The organism is Paenibacillus hamazuiensis, from assembly GCF_023276405.1.
GTDB classification, from domain to species: Bacteria; Bacillota; Bacilli; order Paenibacillales; family NBRC-103111; genus Paenibacillus_AF; species Paenibacillus_AF hamazuiensis.
Genome location: NZ_JALRMO010000001.1, coordinates 6,853,794 through 6,872,621, shown reverse-complemented (window position 1 = coordinate 6,872,621; position 18,828 = coordinate 6,853,794). Strand labels below are relative to the sequence as shown.

General features: G+C 50.3%; 15 protein-coding genes and 1 rRNA gene. 7 read left to right on the top strand and 9 right to left on the bottom strand.

The features are described 5' to 3' along the window. Positions 1 to 175 precede the first annotated feature (175 nt). From MYS68_RS30100 to dnaA, 9 genes are all read right to left on the bottom strand, one after another. A 16S ribosomal RNA gene (locus MYS68_RS30100) occupies positions 176 to 1,737 on the bottom strand. Between the two features lie 367 nt (positions 1,738 to 2,104). Further along, positions 2,105 to 3,166, bottom strand: a complete 1,062-nt coding sequence (locus MYS68_RS30095; protein ID WP_248929337.1) for an HD-GYP domain-containing protein — start codon at positions 3,164 to 3,166, stop codon at positions 2,105 to 2,107. A gap of 86 nt (positions 3,167 to 3,252) precedes the next feature. Further along, the gene (gyrA, locus tag MYS68_RS30090) at positions 3,253 to 5,721 is read right to left on the bottom strand and encodes a DNA gyrase subunit A (RefSeq protein WP_248929336.1); all 2,469 of its coding nucleotides are present in this window, start codon (positions 5,719 to 5,721) and stop codon (positions 3,253 to 3,255) included. Positions 5,722 to 5,738: 17 nt separating this feature from the next. Beyond that, complete coding sequence (gene gyrB, locus MYS68_RS30085) at positions 5,739 to 7,649, bottom strand: DNA topoisomerase (ATP-hydrolyzing) subunit B (RefSeq protein ID WP_248929335.1); 1,911 nt, start codon at positions 7,647 to 7,649, stop codon at positions 5,739 to 5,741. A 32-nt stretch (positions 7,650 to 7,681) separates the two neighbouring features. Continuing rightward, a complete protein-coding gene (gene remB, locus MYS68_RS30080; RefSeq protein ID WP_248929334.1) occupies positions 7,682 to 7,930 on the bottom strand; it encodes an extracellular matrix regulator RemB in 249 nt (82 codons plus the stop codon). Positions 7,931 to 7,980: 50 nt separating this feature from the next. After that, positions 7,981 to 9,090: a DNA replication/repair protein RecF gene (recF, locus tag MYS68_RS30075; protein WP_248929333.1), complete on the bottom strand. Its 1,110-nt coding sequence runs from the start codon at positions 9,088 to 9,090 to the stop codon at positions 7,981 to 7,983. Continuing rightward, positions 9,087 to 9,302 (bottom strand): S4 domain-containing protein YaaA, encoded by a 216-nt coding sequence (gene yaaA / locus MYS68_RS30070; protein ID WP_248929332.1) that lies wholly within the window; start codon positions 9,300 to 9,302, stop codon positions 9,087 to 9,089. Before yaaA ends, recF begins: the two co-directional genes overlap by 4 nt. A gap of 14 nt (positions 9,303 to 9,316) precedes the next feature. After that, entirely contained in the window at positions 9,317 to 10,459 is a 1,143-nt protein-coding gene (dnaN, locus tag MYS68_RS30065) for a DNA polymerase III subunit beta (RefSeq protein ID WP_248929331.1), read from the bottom strand. Between the two features lie 173 nt (positions 10,460 to 10,632). Then, on the bottom strand, positions 10,633 to 11,994 hold the full coding sequence (gene dnaA / locus MYS68_RS30060; RefSeq protein WP_248929330.1) for a chromosomal replication initiator protein DnaA: 1,362 nt from the start codon (positions 11,992 to 11,994) through the stop codon (positions 10,633 to 10,635). Positions 11,995 to 12,594: 600 nt separating this feature from the next. Here dnaA and rpmH point away from each other — a divergent pair. From rpmH to rsmG, 7 genes are all read left to right on the top strand, one after another. Further along, complete coding sequence (gene rpmH, locus MYS68_RS30055; RefSeq protein ID WP_248929329.1) at positions 12,595 to 12,729, top strand: 50S ribosomal protein L34; 135 nt, start codon at positions 12,595 to 12,597, stop codon at positions 12,727 to 12,729. Positions 12,730 to 12,882: 153 nt separating this feature from the next. Beyond that, positions 12,883 to 13,230 carry a ribonuclease P protein component gene (rnpA, locus tag MYS68_RS30050; RefSeq protein WP_248929328.1) on the top strand — a complete coding sequence of 116 codons (348 nt, stop codon included), beginning with the start codon at positions 12,883 to 12,885 and terminating at the stop codon, positions 13,228 to 13,230. A 97-nt stretch (positions 13,231 to 13,327) separates the two neighbouring features. Then, on the top strand, positions 13,328 to 14,062 hold the full coding sequence (gene yidC, locus MYS68_RS30045; RefSeq protein ID WP_248929327.1) for a membrane protein insertase YidC: 735 nt from the start codon (positions 13,328 to 13,330) through the stop codon (positions 14,060 to 14,062). Continuing rightward, entirely contained in the window at positions 14,059 to 14,676 is a 618-nt protein-coding gene (gene jag, locus MYS68_RS30040; RefSeq protein WP_248929326.1) for an RNA-binding cell elongation regulator Jag/EloR, read from the top strand. The genes yidC and jag overlap by 4 nt, the downstream gene beginning before the upstream one ends. A 73-nt stretch (positions 14,677 to 14,749) precedes the next feature. Then, complete coding sequence (gene mnmE / locus MYS68_RS30035) at positions 14,750 to 16,126, top strand: tRNA uridine-5-carboxymethylaminomethyl(34) synthesis GTPase MnmE (RefSeq protein ID WP_248929325.1); 1,377 nt, start codon at positions 14,750 to 14,752, stop codon at positions 16,124 to 16,126. A 22-nt stretch (positions 16,127 to 16,148) separates the two neighbouring features. After that, on the top strand, positions 16,149 to 18,035 hold the full coding sequence (gene mnmG / locus MYS68_RS30030) for a tRNA uridine-5-carboxymethylaminomethyl(34) synthesis enzyme MnmG (RefSeq protein WP_248929324.1): 1,887 nt from the start codon (positions 16,149 to 16,151) through the stop codon (positions 18,033 to 18,035). A gap of 2 nt (positions 18,036 to 18,037) precedes the next feature. After that, positions 18,038 to 18,760, top strand: coding sequence for a 16S rRNA (guanine(527)-N(7))-methyltransferase RsmG (rsmG, locus tag MYS68_RS30025; RefSeq protein ID WP_248929323.1), 723 nt, complete (start codon positions 18,038 to 18,040; stop codon positions 18,758 to 18,760). Positions 18,761 to 18,828: the final 68 nt, after the last annotated feature.

Sequence of the window (18,828 nt, the reverse complement as noted above, 5' to 3'; positions counted from 1 at the left end):
CTCTCTCGAGCGGAAGAACATCTTAACATAGGACCTCATGTCGTTCAAGCATCAGATGCTGCCAACATTGGTTTCCCATGCCATGGTTGAAAGAGACTTTGCTCTCTCAAAACTGAGCAACGAGTAACGTGCATTGTATTTGTCCGGCACCCTGCAGATGCCATGGACTCCATAGAAAGGAGGTGATCCAGCCGCACCTTCCGATACGGCTACCTTGTTACGACTTCACCCCAATCATCTACCCCACCTTCGGCGGCTGGCTCCTAGGTGCAAACAAGTTTGCACCCGGGTTACCCCACCGACTTCGGGTGTTGTAAACTCTCGTGGTGTGACGGGCGGTGTGTACAAGACCCGGGAACGTATTCACCGCGGCATGCTGATCCGCGATTACTAGCAATTCCGACTTCATGCAGGCGAGTTGCAGCCTGCAATCCGAACTGAGACCGGCTTCTAAAGATTCGCTCCAGATCGCTCCTTCGCTTCCCGTTGTACCGGCCATTGTAGTACGTGTGTAGCCCAGGTCATAAGGGGCATGATGATTTGACGTCATCCCCACCTTCCTCCGGTTTGTCACCGGCAGTCATCTTAGAGTGCCCACCTTTCGTGCTGGCAACTAAGATCAAGGGTTGCGCTCGTTGCGGGACTTAACCCAACATCTCACGACACGAGCTGACGACAACCATGCACCACCTGTCTCCTCTGTCCCGAAGGCCTGCCCTATCTCTAGGGCATTCAGAGGGATGTCAAGACCTGGTAAGGTTCTTCGCGTTGCTTCGAATTAAACCACATACTCCACTGCTTGTGCGGGTCCCCGTCAATTCCTTTGAGTTTCACTCTTGCGAGCGTACTCCCCAGGCGGAGTGCTTACTGTGTTGACTTCGGCACCGAGGGTATCGAAACCCCCGACACCTAGCACTCATCGTTTACGGCGTGGACTACCAGGGTATCTAATCCTGTTTGCTCCCCACGCTTTCGCGCCTCAGCGTCAGTTACAGGCCAGAAAGCCGCCTTCGCCACTGGTGTTCCTCCACATCTCTACGCATTTCACCGCTACACGTGGAATTCCGCTTTCCTCTCCTGCACTCCAGTCCTCCAGTTTCCGGTGCGAACCAGGGTTGAGCCCTGGGCTTAAACACCAGACTTAAAGAACCGCCTGCGCGCGCTTTACGCCCAATAATTCCGGACAACGCTTGCCCCCTACGTATTACCGCGGCTGCTGGCACGTAGTTAGCCGGGGCTTTCTTCTCCTGTACCGTCACCTTGAGAGCAGTTACTCTCCCAAGCGTTCGTCCAGGGCAACAGAGCTTTACGATCCGAAAACCTTCATCACTCACGCGGCGTTGCTCCGTCAGACTTGCGTCCATTGCGGAAGATTCCCTACTGCTGCCTCCCGTAGGAGTCTGGGCCGTGTCTCAGTCCCAGTGTGGCCGATCACCCTCTCAGGTCGGCTACGCATCGTCGCCTTGGTGGGCCGTTACCCCACCAACTAGCTAATGCGCCGCAGGCCCATCTGTAAGCCACAGATTGCTCCGCGTTTCTTGATCTCCCCATGCGGAGAAACCATCTATCCGGTCTTAGCTACCGTTTCCGGTAGTTATCCCGATCTTACAGGCAGGTTGCCTACGTGTTACTCACCCGTCCGCCGCTAACCTTTCCCGAAGGAAAGATCCGCTCGACTTGCATGTATTAGGCACGCCGCCAGCGTTCGTCCTGAGCCAGGATCAAACTCTCCAATAAAGTCCCATTGCTGGGATTGAAGCTGTTTGTATAGCTCAATTACGTTACTGACTTATTGTTGGATTCGACTCATTCGAATCAAGATCCGCACGTTACTCGTTGTTCAGTTTTCAAAGAGCAAACTTTGTTGATTTGTATCAGCCGTTTTGCGGCGACTTGATTAATATATCACATTTGCCTTGTACGATGCAAGCACCTTTTTTTAGAAAACTTTTAAATGGTGCCGATCGTTATAGACGACTTCTGGAATAAGGCTTTCGGAACGAAGTCCTGCAAAAAAAAACCGTGCCGTTTTGAGCGGCAAGAGATAATTTATCACAAACCGCCGGGCCAAGTCAAGCCCCAGGCACAGTTAATTTTATACAGATTATTTTTGAATAACGTCCTTAATAAATAAGTTTCTTTCTACGGTCAGGTTGACGATCGTCCCGTTGATGTTAACCCAAGGCCGCGTTGGGTTCGCCCTGTCGGAAAACACAATTTCCCCGATGCGGTTGTCGCTGAGCTTAACAAGAGTACCGTTGTGGAATTGGGTCACTTTATTGATAAATGTTTGCACCAGCACAGGGTCCAGCTTACCGAACGCTTCCTGAAAGAGCTCCTCTAATACAAGATAGGGCGACTCGGCTTTTTTATGCGCACGGTGCGTAGTCATAGCATGAAACATATCGGCGATAGCGACGATTTTAGCGTACAGATGAATCTTATCCCCCTTGACCCCCAGCGGATATCCCGAACCGTCCTCCCGCTCATGATGCTGCACCGCACAAAGCTTTACGCCTTCATTGACGGCAGGCAATGATTTTAAAATGTTATAACCGATCACCGTGTGCCGCTTCACTTCCTCAAGCTCCTGCTCGGTCAGCTTGCCCGGCTTATACAAAATGGCATCGTCGATCTTGCTGTTTCCGATATCGTGAAGCAATCCGCCCAAGGCAACCGGCATCAGATCCTTTTGAGGCAGCCCATGCCACTTACCCAGCATATAGGAAGTTAAGCTGACCATTATGCTTTTGTGATACACAAAGTCTCTAACGGTATTGTTACGCGGCGAAAACGTCAATATGTTGTAATGATCGATCGTCTGGATGAGCGATTCCATCGCTGTGCGGATCTCCAGGATCGGCAAACTTTGATTCGCATTCGCCAAATTAAATACTTTTTTCAACAATCCAAACATCTTGTCGTACTGCAAGTAAAAAGGCAAAACCGTACTGACCGGTTCCTCCGGCGGTGCTTCGGCAGCCTCCGACACTTCGGCAGACTTGGATTCTATGACGACGCTGGGAATAAGGAATGCCCGCAAAATTTCAATATCCCGCTCCGTGACGATTTTACCTTTCTGAAAAAGCACACTGCCAAGCTTCGTCTGAACGTTCTCGATTATTTTCTCACCGGTCTTTAATTGCGAAACGGGAACTGTTGCCATGCTACTCCCACCTTACCAATGTCTATGGTCTCTATTTTAAAACAAAAAGAATGGGGATGTAAGCCCCATTCCGCATTTTGTTCATATTATTCTGTGACGTTTGGACTAGAATCTTCCATTTCTGACGATTCATCGCTCTTTTCAACCCGCGTCACCGTTGAAACTTCGTCTTCCTCGCGGATGTTGATAATTCTCACGCCCTGGGTATTTCGACCCATTACGGAAATTCCCGCCATACTGGTCCGGATAATCGTGCCCATCGCGGTGATGGCCATCAAATCTTCGTCTTCGCTTACGACCTTCAGAGCGACGACGTGGCCATTTTTCGGCGTCACATTCAAAGTTTTGATCCCTTTGCCGCCGCGCGTTTGCATCCGGTATTCGGAAACCGGCGTCCGCTTGCCGAATCCTTTGGAAGTTACAATAAGCACCGTATTGGCCTCGTCCGAAACATCCATGTCGATCACGACGTCGCCTTCGCTGAGCTGGATCCCTTTCACTCCGGTAGCTGCGCGTCCCATCGGACGTACATCCTCTTCCGGGAAGTGAATAGAGATGCCTTCTTTGGTGCCCATAATGATCGACTGTTTACCGTCCGTCAGTTTGACTCCGATCAAATCGTCATCCTCACGCAAGGACAAGGCGATCAAACCGCCTTTGCGGATATTGGAGTAATCGTCCAAAGGCGTCTTTTTGACAATTCCGTTTCTCGTGGCAAAAAATAAAAATTTATCGGAATCGAAGCTTTCGACCGGAATGACCGCATTGATCGTTTCGCCCTGTTCGATTTGAATCAGGTTGATGATCGGCGTCCCCCGGGCCGTGCGGCTTAGATCCGGAATCTCGTAAGCCTTCAGCCTGTAGGCTTTCCCTTTGTTTGTGAAAAACATCAGGTAATGATGGGTATTGGTGACGTAAAGATGCTCGACGAAATCGTTATCCTTCGTGTCCATCCCGAGCACGCCTTTGCCGCCCCGCTTTTGACTGCGGTAGGTGCTGACCGGCAAACGTTTAATATATCCGGCATGGGAAATCGTAATGATGACGTCTTCCTGCGGAATCAGGTCCTCGTCCTCAATGCTTTCTTCCCCAACCGTGATCTCGGTGCGGCGCTCGTCGCCGAATTTTTCTTTGATTTCGCGCAGTTCCTCGCTGATGATGTTCAGCAGCAGCTGCTCATCCGCCAAAATCGCTTTGTATTCGGCGATCTTTTTCAGCAGCTCGGCATATTCTTCCTCGATCTTGTCGCGTTCCAACCCGGTCAGACGCTGCAAGCGCATGTCCAAGATCGCCTGCGCCTGATCGTAGCTGAGCTGGAACCGGCTCATCAGCCCGTCTCTCGCTTCTTCCGCCGTACGGGAAGATCGAATGAGAGCAATGACCTCGTCCAGATGATCGAGGGCGATGCGCAAGCCTTCGAGAATATGGGCGCGGGCTTCGGCCTTTCGCAAATCGTATTCCGTACGACGACGAATGACTTCCTTCTGGTGCTGCAGGTAATGATACAGCATGTCCTTCAGGTTCAAAACCTTAGGCTCCCCGTTCACGAGAGCAAGCATGATGATCCCGAAATTGGACTGCATGGCGGTATGTTTGTACAGATTGTTCAGGACGACGTTCGGATTGACGTCGCGGCGCAGCTCGATAACGATCCGCATCCCGTTGCGATCCGATTCGTCCCTTAGGTCGGTGATGCCGTCGATTTTCTTTTCGCGGACGAGCTCGGCGATTTTCTCAATCAGCCTTGCTTTAATGACCTGGTAAGGCAGCTCGTGCACGATGATACGAGCCTTGTTGTTATGCTCCTCGATCGTTGCGCGGGCGCGCATCGTGACGGAGCCGCGGCCGGTCGTGTACGCTTGCCTGATGCCTTCCCGGCCCATAATATACCCGGCTGTCGGAAAGTCGGGCCCTTTGATCGACTGCATCAGTTCAAGCGGCGTAATATCCGGGTTCTCAATCAACTGCTGCACTCCGTCAATGACCTCGCGTAGATTATGCGGCGGAATGTTCGTCGCCATCCCGACGGCAATCCCTGAGGAGCCGTTGACGAGCAGGTTCGGGTAACGCGCCGGCAAAACAGCCGGTTCTTGTTCTTCCCCGTCATAGTTGGGAACAAAATCGATCGTTTCTTTGCCGATGTCGCGCAAAAGCTCCATCGCGATTTTGGAAAGGCGCGCTTCGGTATAACGCATCGCCGCCGCGCCGTCGCCGTCGATCGAACCGAAGTTCCCGTGACCGTCGACCAGCATGTAGCGGAGCGAAAAATCCTGCGCCATCCGCACCATCGTTTCATAGACGGCCGCATCGCCGTGAGGGTGGTATTTACCGATAACCTCACCGACGATTCTCGCCGATTTTTTATAAGGCTTGTCCGGAGACATCCCCAGCTCGGACATCGCGAACAAAATTCGCCGATGGACCGGCTTCAGGCCGTCCCGCACATCGGGAAGCGCACGGCTCACGATAATGCTCATCGCGTAGTCCATGAAGGACGTGCGCATTTCCGAGCCGATGTCGATTTCCTTGACTTGCGATCGCATTTCTTCGGCCATAACGGACCTCCTTCAGACTAGATATCGAGATTTTTCACATACTTCGCATGCTGTTGGATAAAATCGCGCCGCGGCTCTACGTTATCGCCCATGAGCGTATCGAACATAAGATCCGCTTCGATCGCGTCTTCAATCGTTACCTGAAGCAAGGTGCGGCTTTCCGGATCCATCGTCGTTTCCCACAGCTGGCCCGGGTTCATCTCGCCCAGACCTTTATAACGCTGAACGTTCACTTTCTGCCCTTCGCCGAGTTCCTGCAAAATCGCATCTTTCTGCTTATCGTTATATGCGTAGCGAATAACGCGGTTTTTCTCCAGCTTGTAAAGCGGCGGCTGGGCGATGTACACATAGCCGCTTTCGATCAGCTTCCGCATGTACCGGTAAAAAAACGTCAGCAGCAGCGTCCGGATATGCGCTCCGTCGACGTCCGCGTCCGTCATGATGATGATTTTGTGATAACGCGCTTTGGAAATGTCGAAATCGTCGCCGATCCCGCAGCCGAGCGCCGTAATGATCGCACGAATTTCCATGTTGGACAAAATTCTATCGAGGCGCGCCTTTTCCACGTTCAAAATTTTACCGCGCAATGGCAAAATCGCCTGAAAATGGCGGTCGCGTCCCTGCTTGGCGGAGCCGCCGGCGGAGTCGCCTTCGACGATGTACACTTCGCTGATGGAAGCGTCCTTGGAGGAGCAGTCCGCCAGCTTGCCGGGTAGCGAGCTGACTTCCAGCGCGCTTTTGCGGCGCGTCAGCTCGCGGGCTTTCCTCGCCGCTTCGCGGGCTCTGGCTGCCTGGATGCTCTTCTCCACAATTTTGCGGGATACGGCCGGATTCTCGTCCATAAATTCCTGCAGCTTCTCGGAAAATACGGATTCGACGATGCCCCGTACCTCGCTGTTGCCAAGCTTCGTTTTGGTCTGGCCTTCGAACTGCGGCTCCGGAATTTTGACGGAAATGATCGCCGTGAGGCCTTCGCGCACGTCGTCGCCGGACAAGTTCGCGTCATTCTCTTTAATCGCGTTATATTTGCGGGCGAAATCGTTCATAATGCGCGTGAGCGCGCTTTTGAAGCCCGATTCGTGCGTGCCGCCCTCATGCGTGTTGATGTTATTGGCAAACGAATAAATGTTCTCGGAATAACCTTCGTTGTACTGCAAGGCAACCTCAACTGAAATGTTGTCCTTCGAGCCTTCGGCGTAAATAGGAGGAGCATGCACCGGCTCGCGGTTCTGGTTCAAATATTCGACGAAAGACACGATGCCGCCGTCGAATTTGAACGTATTCGAGACATCGCTGCGCTCGTCCGTCAGAGTAATTTGAATGCCTTTATTCAAAAAAGCAAGCTCGCGAAGCCGCGACTGCAGCGTCTCGTAATCGAATTCCGTCGTTTCCGTGAAAATTTCCGGATCCGGCTTGAACGTTACAGTCGTGCCGGTTTCCTCGGTATCCCCGATCACTTTCACGTCGTATTGCGGCGTGCCGCGGCGATACTCCTGCACATGCACTTTGCCGTTGACTTTGACTTCCACGATCACATGTTCGGATAACGCGTTGACGACGGATATGCCTACGCCGTGCAATCCGCCGGATACTTTATAGCCTTCGCCGCCGAATTTGCCGCCTGCGTGAAGAACAGTGAGAACGACTTCGAGCGTCGAACGTTTCATTTTCGGATGCTCGCCGACCGGAATGCCGCGGCCATTGTCGATAACGGTGACGCTGTTATCCTTATGGACGATCACTTCAATCGCCGTACAGTAGCCAGCAAGCGCTTCGTCGATACTGTTGTCGACGACTTCCCATACGAGATGGTGGAGACCTCTCGCGCTGGTTGACCCGATGTACATACCGGGACGTTTGCGCACCGCTTCCAAACCTTCCAGTACCTGTATTTGACTTTCATCGTACGCGTGTTGATTGACAGACATCTATATGACACCTACTTTTCCAGGGTAACCTCTCAGTTTGTCAGGAGCTGGTGTGCCCGTTTTTTTAACGTAGAGGACGAAATGGGGGAGTAATAAACCTTTGATTGTGTCACGACGAGCGATTTGCATTCTTCCTCGCCGATCACCTCGACGCGTTTGTCCTTATTCGCCTGACTGACGAACTGCTTCGAAATTTTGGAGGATTTCTCTATCGATAAATCAAATATGGCGATCAATTCCGAAGCGCGTATGATTTTTTCACCGCCCAAATGGATAAACATAAGCTCGCCCTCCGACTATTCTACTCTATGAATCCGATATGTCCAATCATCTATATCAAGCCGCCGCTTCTCACCTGAAAAACGGCGGCGTCATCCAATTTCGCCAAATCGACGCTTTCTATACCGGTTGTCGTGATGAATGTTTGCACCTTGTTCTGGAACGTCTCGATCAGCTGCGTCTGCCGGTAGCGGTCGAGCTCCGACAGCACATCGTCCAGCAGCAGAATCGGGTATTCGCCGACTTCCTCATGAATCAGCTCGATCTCCGCCAGCTTTAAAGAAAGCGCCGTCGTTCTTTGCTGGCCTTGCGATCCGAACGTTTGCGCCTCTTTGCCGTTGATAAAGAACAGCAGATCGTCCCGGTGCGGCCCTACCAACGTAACCGCGCGTCTCAATTCCTGCTCCCTTACCTGTGATAACTTTATCATAAATTGGTCAAATAAAACAGTTTCATCTTCCGATTGGGACAGGTCCAGCGCCGAATCGTACCGGATTTCAAGCCGTTCCTGGCCTCCCGTGATGCCGGAATGAATCTTTTCCGCCCAAATTTGCAGTTTCTTTATAAAGCTTTGACGTTTTTTCACAATTTTAATACCAAATTGAACCAATTGTTCGTTCCAAACCTCAAGCATCGATGCGTGCGAGCCGCCGCCGGCGAACATCTGTTTGAGCAGATTGTTGCGCTGGGCGAGTACTTTCTGATACTGCGACAGGTCATACAAATAAGCGGGGTGAACTTGTCCGATCTCCATATCGAGAAAACGGCGGCGAACCCCGGGGGAGCCTTTGACGATTTCCAGGTCCTCCGGGGCGAACATCACCACGTTAAGCGCGCCGATAAAGTTGCTCAGTTTCTTTTGTTCGAGTCCGTTCAGCTTCGCTTTTTTCCCTTGCTGGGAAACGGTCAGATCGAGGTGGACGGTCCCATATTTTTTCTCGACATCGCCCTGCAGGTGAGCGTGAGGGGCATCCCACTGAATGAGCTCCTTGTCCTGATGGGTGCGGTGGGATTTGGTAAGAGCGAGCACATAGATCGACTCCAGCAAATTCGTTTTGCCCTGCGCGTTCGGTCCAACGAAAATGTTGACCATGTGGCTCGTGGTGAAATCGACCTTCTCGTAATTGCGGTAATGGCGAAGGTTTAAACTGTTGACCTTCACGCCTGTACCACCTTGAACGTGCCGCAGCCTTCCACCGTCACGATGTCTCCGGCAACCAGCTTTTTCCCGCGGCGGTTTTCCGGCTCGTTATTGACGCGAATGTCCGTCTCCTGCAGAAACATTTTCGCCTGCCCGCCGGTGGAAATGCAGTCGGCCAGCTTTAAAAACTGCCCTAGTGTAATATATTCCGTGCGAATTTCGATATTCTTCATTGGAAAATTCCCCCTTAGTTTGTCGTTCGGTAGGGGAGAATGAGCTGAAGCAGGCTTGTCGAATCTTCCGGACGAATGATGATCGGCTGCATCGCCCCGGTGAAGCCGATTTGGATCATCTCGCTGTCGATAACCTTTAACGCGTCCAGCATATATTTGGAGTTGAAGGAGATGCGCAGCAGCTCTCCCGTCATCGATTTGACCGGCAGCTGCTCGGTCACCTTGCCAAGCTCGGTGGAGCTTGACGAAATTTCAACCGTCTGGTCCTCGCGCATTACAAGTTTGACGATATTCGTTTTGTCCTCGCGGGACAGCAAATAAGCGCGGTCGATCGAATCGGCCAGCTGCTTCGTGTCGAGCACAAGCTCGGTCTGGTACGTCTGCGGAATCAATTTGGACGTATCCGGGTACGTTCCGTCCAGGATCCGGCTGTAAAACAAAATCGAGCTCATTTTAAAGAGCACCTGATTGTCGGCAATGACGACATCGATCAATGTATTTTGATCCGGCAATATTTTGCTCAGTTCATTCAAAGTTTTACCGGAAATGGCGATATTTGTATGAGTTACATCCGGTCCGATGTCAATATTCGTTTCACGGCTGGCGAGACGATGGCGGTCGCAAGCGGTGAATTTGATCGTACCCTCGGACACGGTCCACAAAACACCGGTCAATATCGGAGTCGATTCGTTGGTCGAAACGGCAAACGACGTTTGCTTGATCATCGTTTTTAAAATGTCGCTCGGAATTTGAATTCGCTTGTTTTCCTCAATCCCCGGCATGATCGGATATTCCTCCGGATCGAGGCCGACGAGCTGCACTTCGGCGGAGCCGGAGCGAATCGTCGTTTGAAAATGCTCCTTCACTTCAAACTCAACCTGCTGGGACGGAAGCTTGCGGATCATCTCGATGAAAAATTTCGCCGGCAGAACGACGCTGCCCGGTTTTTCAAGATCGATGACGCTGAGTCCGTCTTCTTCTTTGGCAATAAAACTTTGGATGGAAATGTCCGTATCGCTCGCCGTCAGCGTCACGCCGTTATAGTCCGCATCTATTTTGATTCCGCTTAAAATCGGGATGGTCGTTTTGCTCGTAATCGCTTTGGAGACGTGCCCAATAGCTTCGTTCAAGTGGTCCTTCAATATCGTCAATTTCAACGTGTTCACTCCCATGGTTCTAATGTGGCGAATCCGGGCATATACTCTTATAATACATTTTTTTTAAATATAGTGATAGTAGTAGGGGCGCCGGATATGTGGATATGTGGATCATATCCGCAAAGAGACAGCCTATCCACATGTGAATAGATTGTGCATAGGCTGTCGCTCTTTTAAACAGTTGCGTTTTTAATTTTTTCGGAGATCGTGTGGATAATTTTATATAATTCCTGATCGGACTTCAGCTGCGTCGAAATTTTCTCGTGCGCATGGATGACGGTCGTATGGTCGCGCCCGCCAAAAGCTTCGCCGATTTTCGGCAGCGAGAAATCCGTCAGCTCGCGGGATAAATACATTGCTATTTGCCTTGGAAAAGCGACGGTTTTCGTCCGTTTTCTCGCTTTGAAGTCATCGATTTTCAGCCCGTAAAACTCCCCGACTTTCTGCTGAATGTCCTGAATCGTAATCTGTCTCGGCCGGTTGGAAGGAATGATATCCTTCAGCGCTTCCGCGGCCAAATGCGATGTTATATCCTGGTTGATCAAGGACGAATAGGCGACAACGCGGATCAATGCACCTTCCAGCTCGCGGATGTTCGTATCGATCTGGTTCGCTATGTATACCATCGCTTCGTTCGGGATGTCGAGGTTTTCGGCCTTCGCTTTTTTCCGCAAAATCGCAATGCGCGTCTCCAGATCCGGAGGCTGTATGTCGGTGATAAGTCCCCATTCGAACCGCGAGCGAAGCCTTTCCTCCAGCGTCGGGATCTCCTTCGGCGGCCGGTCGCTGGAAATGATGATCTGCTTTCTTTCCTCATGCAGCGCGTTAAACGTATGGAAAAATTCCTCTTGCGTCTGTTCTTTTCCCGCCAAAAACTGAATATCATCTATGAGCAGCACATCGATGTTGCGGTATTTGTTGCGGAAGCTTTCGCCGCGGTTGTCGCGGATCGCATTGATGAACTCGTTCGTAAATTTCTCGGACGAGATGTACAGCACGCGGGCGCTCGGATTGTGCTCCAGCACGTAATGTCCGATCGCATGCATCAAATGCGTCTTTCCGAGACCGACCCCGCCGTACAAAAACAGCGGATTGTACGCCTTCGCCGGCGCTTCGGCAACGGCAAGCGATGCGGCGTGCGCAAACCGATTGCCGGCTCCAATGACGAACGTATCGAACGTATATTTGGGGTTCAAACTGTTCGTTTCGTCGATGGTTGCGACAGCAGGGCGCGGAGGCGGGGGAGCGGGTGCCGCCGGCTGGACTTGCTCCGTTTTCACATCGTCCGATTCGATCGTGAACTTCACTTCGACCGGACGTCCGGTATATTCGAAAATCGCGCCGCTGATCATTTTGACATAACGGGATTCCAACCATTCCTTGGCGAAATTGTTCGGCGCGCAAATGACAATCGACGTTTCGTTGAAAACAATGGCTTTGGTCGATTTGAGCCACGTATCGAAGCTCGGCTTGCTGACCTTCGTTTGAATGATGGAAAGAACTTGCTGCCATTGATCGTTCGGATGGCTTTCCATTACAAAATTCACTCCTCATATTACGGTACCGACTGCATATTTCGGAATTATGCACATGCACGATAAATCCGGAAAAAGGGCGCAATAAGGCAATATGTCGAGAAAAACTGGGGGATTTTGTCGAAATCGGCCGGTTTGTGCAGAAGTGTGGATAACACTCATTTCGAACAACTGAAAATTGTTCACAGATTTATCCACAGATTGTTGATAATTTATAAGAGGATTTATTCTATCCACAGGTGAAAACATATACATAATATCAAAATCAAAGGTATATAGCAACGAATTATTGCCGTTTATCCACAAATTCAATAACTTGTGTGTAAATTTTATTAACACCACTACATATTGTTTATAATGTGTGGGTAATCGACAAAAACTGCCGTTTTCTTCACAATCGCTGTTCACAACTCATCCACGGATGCCGTTCAGGGTGGATAAGCTGTCGAAATCGGCGGAATGTTCCACATCGTCTTCCTCCTTCTCTTACCATGAACTTGAGACGCATAAAGGCGGTTGACTTTTGAACCGGTAAATGATTTAATGGATAAAGGTGTTTTTTGAAAATGGAAAAGAGAATTCCCAGGGAGGTGCACATAGATGAAACCGACTTTCAAACCGAACACAAGAAAGCGCAAGAAAGTTCACGGCTTCCGTAAAAGAATGAGCTCTGTGAACGGCCGCAAGGTGCTCAAAGCTCGCCGTCAAAAGGGCAGAAAAGTATTAAGCGCGTAAATGGCGAAGACCACTTCGAGTGGTCTTTTTTTCTGTCTATCTGCGCTTTTTCGGGGCGGAGTTCCGTTTAAAATGACATAAATAGTCAACGCTATAGTTGAAGGTACGCAATTGTGGCACGATTTTTCTCTATGAAAATGGGAGAGTTCGCCTGTGGAAAAGGAGCATCGCCTGACCAAAAGAGAATATTTTGACCGCGTATACCGGTACGGCAAATCGACCGCCAACCATCAATTTGTCGTCTATTATATGAAGCGGGGCGGAGGAGAAGCATTTCGCCTCGGTGTTTCCGTCAGCAAAAAGCTCGGCAACGCCGTTGTGCGCAACCGTTTGCGCCGGGTGATTAAAGAGATCGTGCGTCATCATGCCGATCGGATCCCGCCGGAGTACGATTTTATCGTCATCGCGCGCAAGCCGGTGGTCGAGATGGACTATAAGGAAATGGAAAAAAGTTTGCTTCATGTATTAAGGAAGGCGGCTTTATTGTCCAAACCGACTTGAAATCGTTCTTGTGGATAAAATGGGGTGCAAGTTTCATTGTGCCCCAATATGTGTTATAGTGTATTTTGGTAAAGTATGTTTCTAGGAGGATAAACCGTTGACTCGTCGATTATACGCTTTATTGCCGCTCTCATTGCTGCTACTCCTTGCCGGATGCGGGAATCCCGTTAATAAACCGATCGATCCTTCGAGCGGGGTATGGGACAGGTATTTTGTCGGTCCGCTGTCGGCCACGATCGATTGGTTCGCTCATCTGCTGTGGGGCCAATACGGTTTGGCGATATTGGTCGTTACGATCATTATCCGTTTCTTGATTCTCCCGCTTACATTAAAGCAATATCGCAGCTCGAAGCGGATGCAGGAACTTCAACCGGAGCTGAAAAAGCTCAAGGATAAATATAAAGACGACGTGAAAAAGCAGCAGGAAGAGACGATGAAGCTGTTCCAGAAGCACGGGGTCAACCCGCTGGCCGGCTGTTTCCCGCTTATTGTGCAAATGCCGATATTGATTGCGCTGTATAATGCGATTATGCGCAATCACGATATAAAGGAACATTCGTTTTTGTGGATGCAGCTCGGCACCCCTGACCACTTTTACATTTTACCGCTGCTTGCCGCTATAACGACCTGGTTGCAGCAGAAGATGATGTCGTCGCAGATGAATGCGCAAATGCAAAGCCTGATGTTTATTTTTCCGGTGCTGATTTTCGTCATGTCGATGAATTTCGCTTCGGCTCTGCCGCTATACTGGGTATACAGTAACTTGTTTACGGTTGTTCAATCCTATTTTATCTATGGTGGATTTCCAAATAAGGGTGGCCAGTCGAAATGAAGAAAATAGTGGTTTCGGGGAAAACGATTGAGGAAGCGGTGAAAAACGGCTTGCGGCAGTTCGGCGTCACGGAAGACCGCGTCAAAGTGACCGTGCTGGAGCAGCCGTCGAAAGGCTTGTTTGGACTTATTGGAGCAAAGGAAGCGAAGCTTGAGCTTGAGCTGATTCCGGATGCTTTGGAAGAAGCCGTTCATTTTTTGCAAGACGTATTCCGAACGATGAACCTGAAGGTTACTATTGAACAGAAGAAAGAAAGAGACGGCATCTTGTTTAATTTGACAGGCGAGGAATTGGGCATGCTGATAGGGCGAAGAGGCCAAACGCTCGATTCCTTGCAGTATTTGGTGAATATTGTCGCGAACCGGTACTCGAATACTCATTTGCGAATTGTGCTTGATGCGGAGCAGTTCCGTGAACGGCGCAAAAAAACGTTGGAAGATTTGGCAATCCGTTTGGCGGAAAGGGTTATCCGATCGAGAAAAGAGGTCATCCTCGAGCCGATGTCGCCGCAGGAACGGAAAATCATTCACGCGCAGCTGCAGGACCATTCGAAGGTGAAGACTTATAGCAAGGGCGAGGAACCGAACCGCAGGGTGGTTATCGCTTTAAGATGATATCGATTGCAATGGCTTATCGCTTGACGATCAGTCATTGCTTTTTTTAAACGGAGGAAAGGGAGGTGCTAACATGATTCATGACACCATTGCAGCTATTTCGACACCTCTCGGCGAAGGGGGCATTGCGGTCATCCGCGTCAGCGGAGACGGCAGCATTCCGGCGGTCGAACGGATTTTTCGAAGCAAAACGAAGCTGTCCGAGGCTCCGACACATACGGTTCATTACGGGCATATCGTGAATACCGCTACCGGGCAGCGGGTAGAAGAAGCGCTGGTGACAGTCATGAGGGCGCCGCGCTCTTTTACGATGGAGGATGTTGTCGAGGTCAGCTGCCACGGCGGGATCATCTCGGTGCAGCACGTGCTCGATCTGATTCTGGAGCAGGAAGTTCGCCTGGCTGAGCCAGGGGAGTTTACGAAGCGCGCTTTTTTGAACGGGCGGATCGATTTGTCGCAGGCCGAGGCGGTGATTGATCTGATCCGGGCCAAATCGGACCGTGCCTTCGGCATCGCCTTAAAGCAAGTCGAAGGCAGCTTGTCCAAACGAATCAAGCAGCTGCGTCACGAGCTGGTTGAGCTGATGGCGCATATCGAAGTAAATATCGATTACCCCGAGCATGATGTCGAGGAAATGACAAACGCTTTTATTAAGGATAAATGCATATCCGCATTAGCGCAGCTGGATCGGTTGTTGGAAACGGCAAATCAAGGCAAGATCATACGGGAAGGGATTGTCACCGCGATTATCGGCAAGCCGAACGTCGGGAAATCTTCGCTGCTCAACACATTGGCACAGGAGAATCGCGCTATCGTCACGGATATTCCGGGAACAACCCGGGATGTCATTGAGGAATATGTCAACGTGAACGGGATTCCTCTGAAGCTGCTGGATACGGCAGGCATTCGGGAAACATCGGATTTGGTGGAGCAAATCGGCGTGGAGCGTTCGAAAAGCGCGCTGAACGATGCGGATTTGATTTTGTTTGTCGTTAGCGGTGCGGAACCTTTGACCGACGAAGAGATGCAGCTGATCGAACAGTTGAAAGACCGGCAAACGATTGTCATCGTCAATAAGCAGGATCTGCCTCAGGCCATCAATTATGATGTATTGTACCGAGCTTTTCCGGAAGATCGTGTGGTTCGTACTTCGCTGGTCGAGCAGCAGGGGATCGACGACTTGGAAAAAGCGATTGCCGGCATTTTCTTCAGCGGCGGACTCGAATCGAATGATCTTACGTATGTGAGCAACGTTCGGCATATTCAACTGCTTAAGAGGGCTAAGGCTTCAATGGATGAAGCTTTATCCGCTACCGAGCAATTTGTGCCGATCGATATGATTCAAATTGACATTCGAACTGCCTGGGAGCAGCTTGGAGAAATTATCGGGGATTCGGTCAGCGAATCGTTGATCGACCAAATATTTTCACAGTTCTGTTTGGGAAAATAAGTTTAAAGGAGGATAGAGAACCATGACTTACGTGGCTGGAGAATACGATGTCATCGTGGTAGGCGCAGGCCATGCCGGCTGCGAAGCGGCGCTTGCCGCGGCGCGGATGGGCTGCGAGACGATGCTTTTGACGATTAATTTGGATATGGTCGCTTTTATGCCATGTAATCCGTCGATCGGCGGCCCGGCCAAAGGGCATGTCGTACGGGAAATCGATGCGCTTGGCGGAGAAATGGGACGGAACATCGATAAAACTTACATTCAAATGAGAATGCTGAACACGGGGAAGGGACCGGCGGTCCATGCGCTTCGTGCACAGGCGGATAAATTTTTGTATCAGCATATGATGAAGGAAACGATTGAAAAGACGGAGCATTTAACGCTGCGCCAAGGGCTTGTCGAGCAGCTCATTGTGGAGGACGGCGTATGCAAAGGCGTCGTTACCAAAACGGGAGCTCAATATTTGGCCAAGTCGGTTGTGGTGACAACCGGAACTTATTTGCGCGGAAAAATCATCATGGGCGAATTGATGTACGAGAGCGGTCCTAACAATCAGCAGCCGGCCGTCAAACTTTCGGAGGACCTGCGCAAACATGGTCTCGAGCTTGTACGCTTTAAGACCGGTACTCCGCCGCGTGTGCATAAGGATACGATTGATTTTAGCCAAACGACGATCCAGCCGGGCGATGAGAAGCCGAAATTTTTCTCGTATGAGACGACCGAGGAAGTGCCTAACCAGCTGCCGTGCTGGCTCACATATACGTCGGAAGAAACCCATCAGATTATTAACGACAACCTTCACCGCGCTCCGATGTTTTCCGGGGCTATCGAAGGGACGGGACCACGTTATTGCCCTTCGATTGAAGATAAAATCGTACGTTTCAGCGACAAACCGAAGCATCAAATTTTCCTTGAGCCGGAAGGCCGGAATACATCCGAATACTACGTTCAGGGTCTTTCCACGAGCATGCCGGAGGAAATTCAGCTGCGCATTTTGCGCTCGATCCCGGGGCTTGAGAAAGTAGAAATGATGCGTACGGGATATGCTATAGAATATGATGCCGTCGTTCCAACTCAGCTAAAACCTTCCCTTGAAACAAAAGTCATTGAAGGTTTGTTTACCGCCGGCCAAATCAACGGTACGTCCGGATACGAAGAAGCGGCGGGGCAGGGGATTATGGCCGGTATTAATGCCGCACGCAAAGTTCAAAACAAAGAAGCGGTTGTCTTGGATCGTTCGGAGGCTTATATCGGCGTGTTGATCGACGATTTGGTGACGAAAGGTACGAATGAGCCGTATCGTTTGCTTACATCCCGCGCCGAATACCGTTTGCTGCTTCGGCACGATAATGCCGACCTGCGCCTGACTCCGATCGGCTATGAAATCGGATTGATCAGCGAGGAGCGTTACACACGTTTTCTTCAGAAAAAACAGCTCGTACAGGATGAAATCGACCGTCTTAAGGCAACGAAGGTGAAGCCGGATCAAGTCAAGCCGATGCTTGAGGCACTGGGCAGTGCGGAGCTTGTGAATTCCGTCGATTTGCTTACACTGCTGCGCAGACCGGAAGTCATGTACGGGCATATTGAGCAAATCTCTCCGTCTCCGCTGGAATTGACGGACGATATGAAGGAACAGGTGGAAATTCAGGTTAAATACGCGGGATACATCGAAAAGCAGCTTGCTCAAGTGGAGCGCCTGAAAAAGATGGAGAAAAAGCGCATTCCGGATGACATCGATTATAAAGACATTCACGGTCTGGCAACCGAAGCGAAGCAAAAGCTGGACAAAATCCGGCCGATCTCCATCGGCCAGGCTTCGAGAATTGCCGGGGTGACGCCGGCTGATATTTCGATCCTGCTTGTTTATTTGGAGCATTACAACAAAGTTGTTGCCGCAAGGGGATAATTATGGATCCGGTTCAAAGTCAGTTTGCTGCTTTATTGGAAAAACAGAACGTTCTTTTAACGGATTCGCAGCTCCTTCAGTTCGAGAATTATTATAAGGAACTGGTCTCCTGGAACGAGAAAATGAATTTAACGGCAATCACAGAAAGAGATCAAGTGTATATCAAACATTTTTTTGATTCTCTTTCTGTTTCTTTTTTTGTGCCAATGAATAATATTTCGTCTATGGCCGATATCGGGTCTGGAGCAGGTTTTCCGAGCATCCCGCTTAAGATTGTTTTTCCTCATTTAAGTCTAACTATTGTGGATTCGCTCAACAAACGAATTCAATTTCTTAACCATTTATGCGGCGTTCTAGGTTTGAACGGTGTGCAGGCGGTACACGGCAGGGCGGAGGATGCTGCTAGGTTGGATGCTCACCGTGATCGCTACGACATTGTTACGGCTCGAGCAGTAGCGCGACTTGCTGTGTTAAATGAGTTTTGTTTGCCTTTCGTTAAACCGGGCGGATTATTTGTGGCTATGAAAGGCAGTGAGCTTCACGACGAATTAAATGAAGCGAAGGTTAGTTTGCGGGAGCTTAAGGGAGAATTGAAGGCAACTTATCCTTTCGAACTACCTGTCGACCAATCCGCCAGACATATTATCGTTATTCAAAAAACCGGCACAACGCCGAAAAAATATCCGCGGAAAGCGGGTACTCCGTTAAAGTCGCCATTGGTTTAGAAATGTTCCACGTGAAACATTCTACACTCTAACAATTTATGGCGGTTTGCCAAATAAGCAGGAGATTA

Coding starts and splice junctions, on each gene's coding strand:
- gyrB (WP_248929335.1), bottom strand. CDS start 7,649: ATGTCTGTCAATCAACACGCGTACGATGAAAGTCAAATACAGGTACTG.
- mnmE (WP_248929325.1), top strand. CDS start 14,750: ATGATTCATGACACCATTGCAGCTATTTCGACACCTCTCGGCGAAGGG.
- jag (WP_248929326.1), top strand. CDS start 14,059: ATGAAGAAAATAGTGGTTTCGGGGAAAACGATTGAGGAAGCGGTGAAA.
- rsmG (WP_248929323.1), top strand. CDS start 18,038: ATGGATCCGGTTCAAAGTCAGTTTGCTGCTTTATTGGAAAAACAGAAC.
- remB (WP_248929334.1), bottom strand. CDS start 7,930: ATGTTTATCCATTTGGGCGGTGAAAAAATCATACGCGCTTCGGAATTG.
- yaaA (WP_248929332.1), bottom strand. CDS start 9,302: ATGAAGAATATCGAAATTCGCACGGAATATATTACACTAGGGCAGTTT.
- rpmH (WP_248929329.1), top strand. CDS start 12,595: ATGAAACCGACTTTCAAACCGAACACAAGAAAGCGCAAGAAAGTTCAC.
- dnaA (WP_248929330.1), bottom strand. CDS start 11,994: ATGGAAAGCCATCCGAACGATCAATGGCAGCAAGTTCTTTCCATCATT.
- gyrA (WP_248929336.1), bottom strand. CDS start 5,721: ATGGCCGAAGAAATGCGATCGCAAGTCAAGGAAATCGACATCGGCTCG.
- mnmG (WP_248929324.1), top strand. CDS start 16,149: ATGACTTACGTGGCTGGAGAATACGATGTCATCGTGGTAGGCGCAGGC.
- MYS68_RS30095 (WP_248929337.1), bottom strand. CDS start 3,166: ATGGCAACAGTTCCCGTTTCGCAATTAAAGACCGGTGAGAAAATAATC.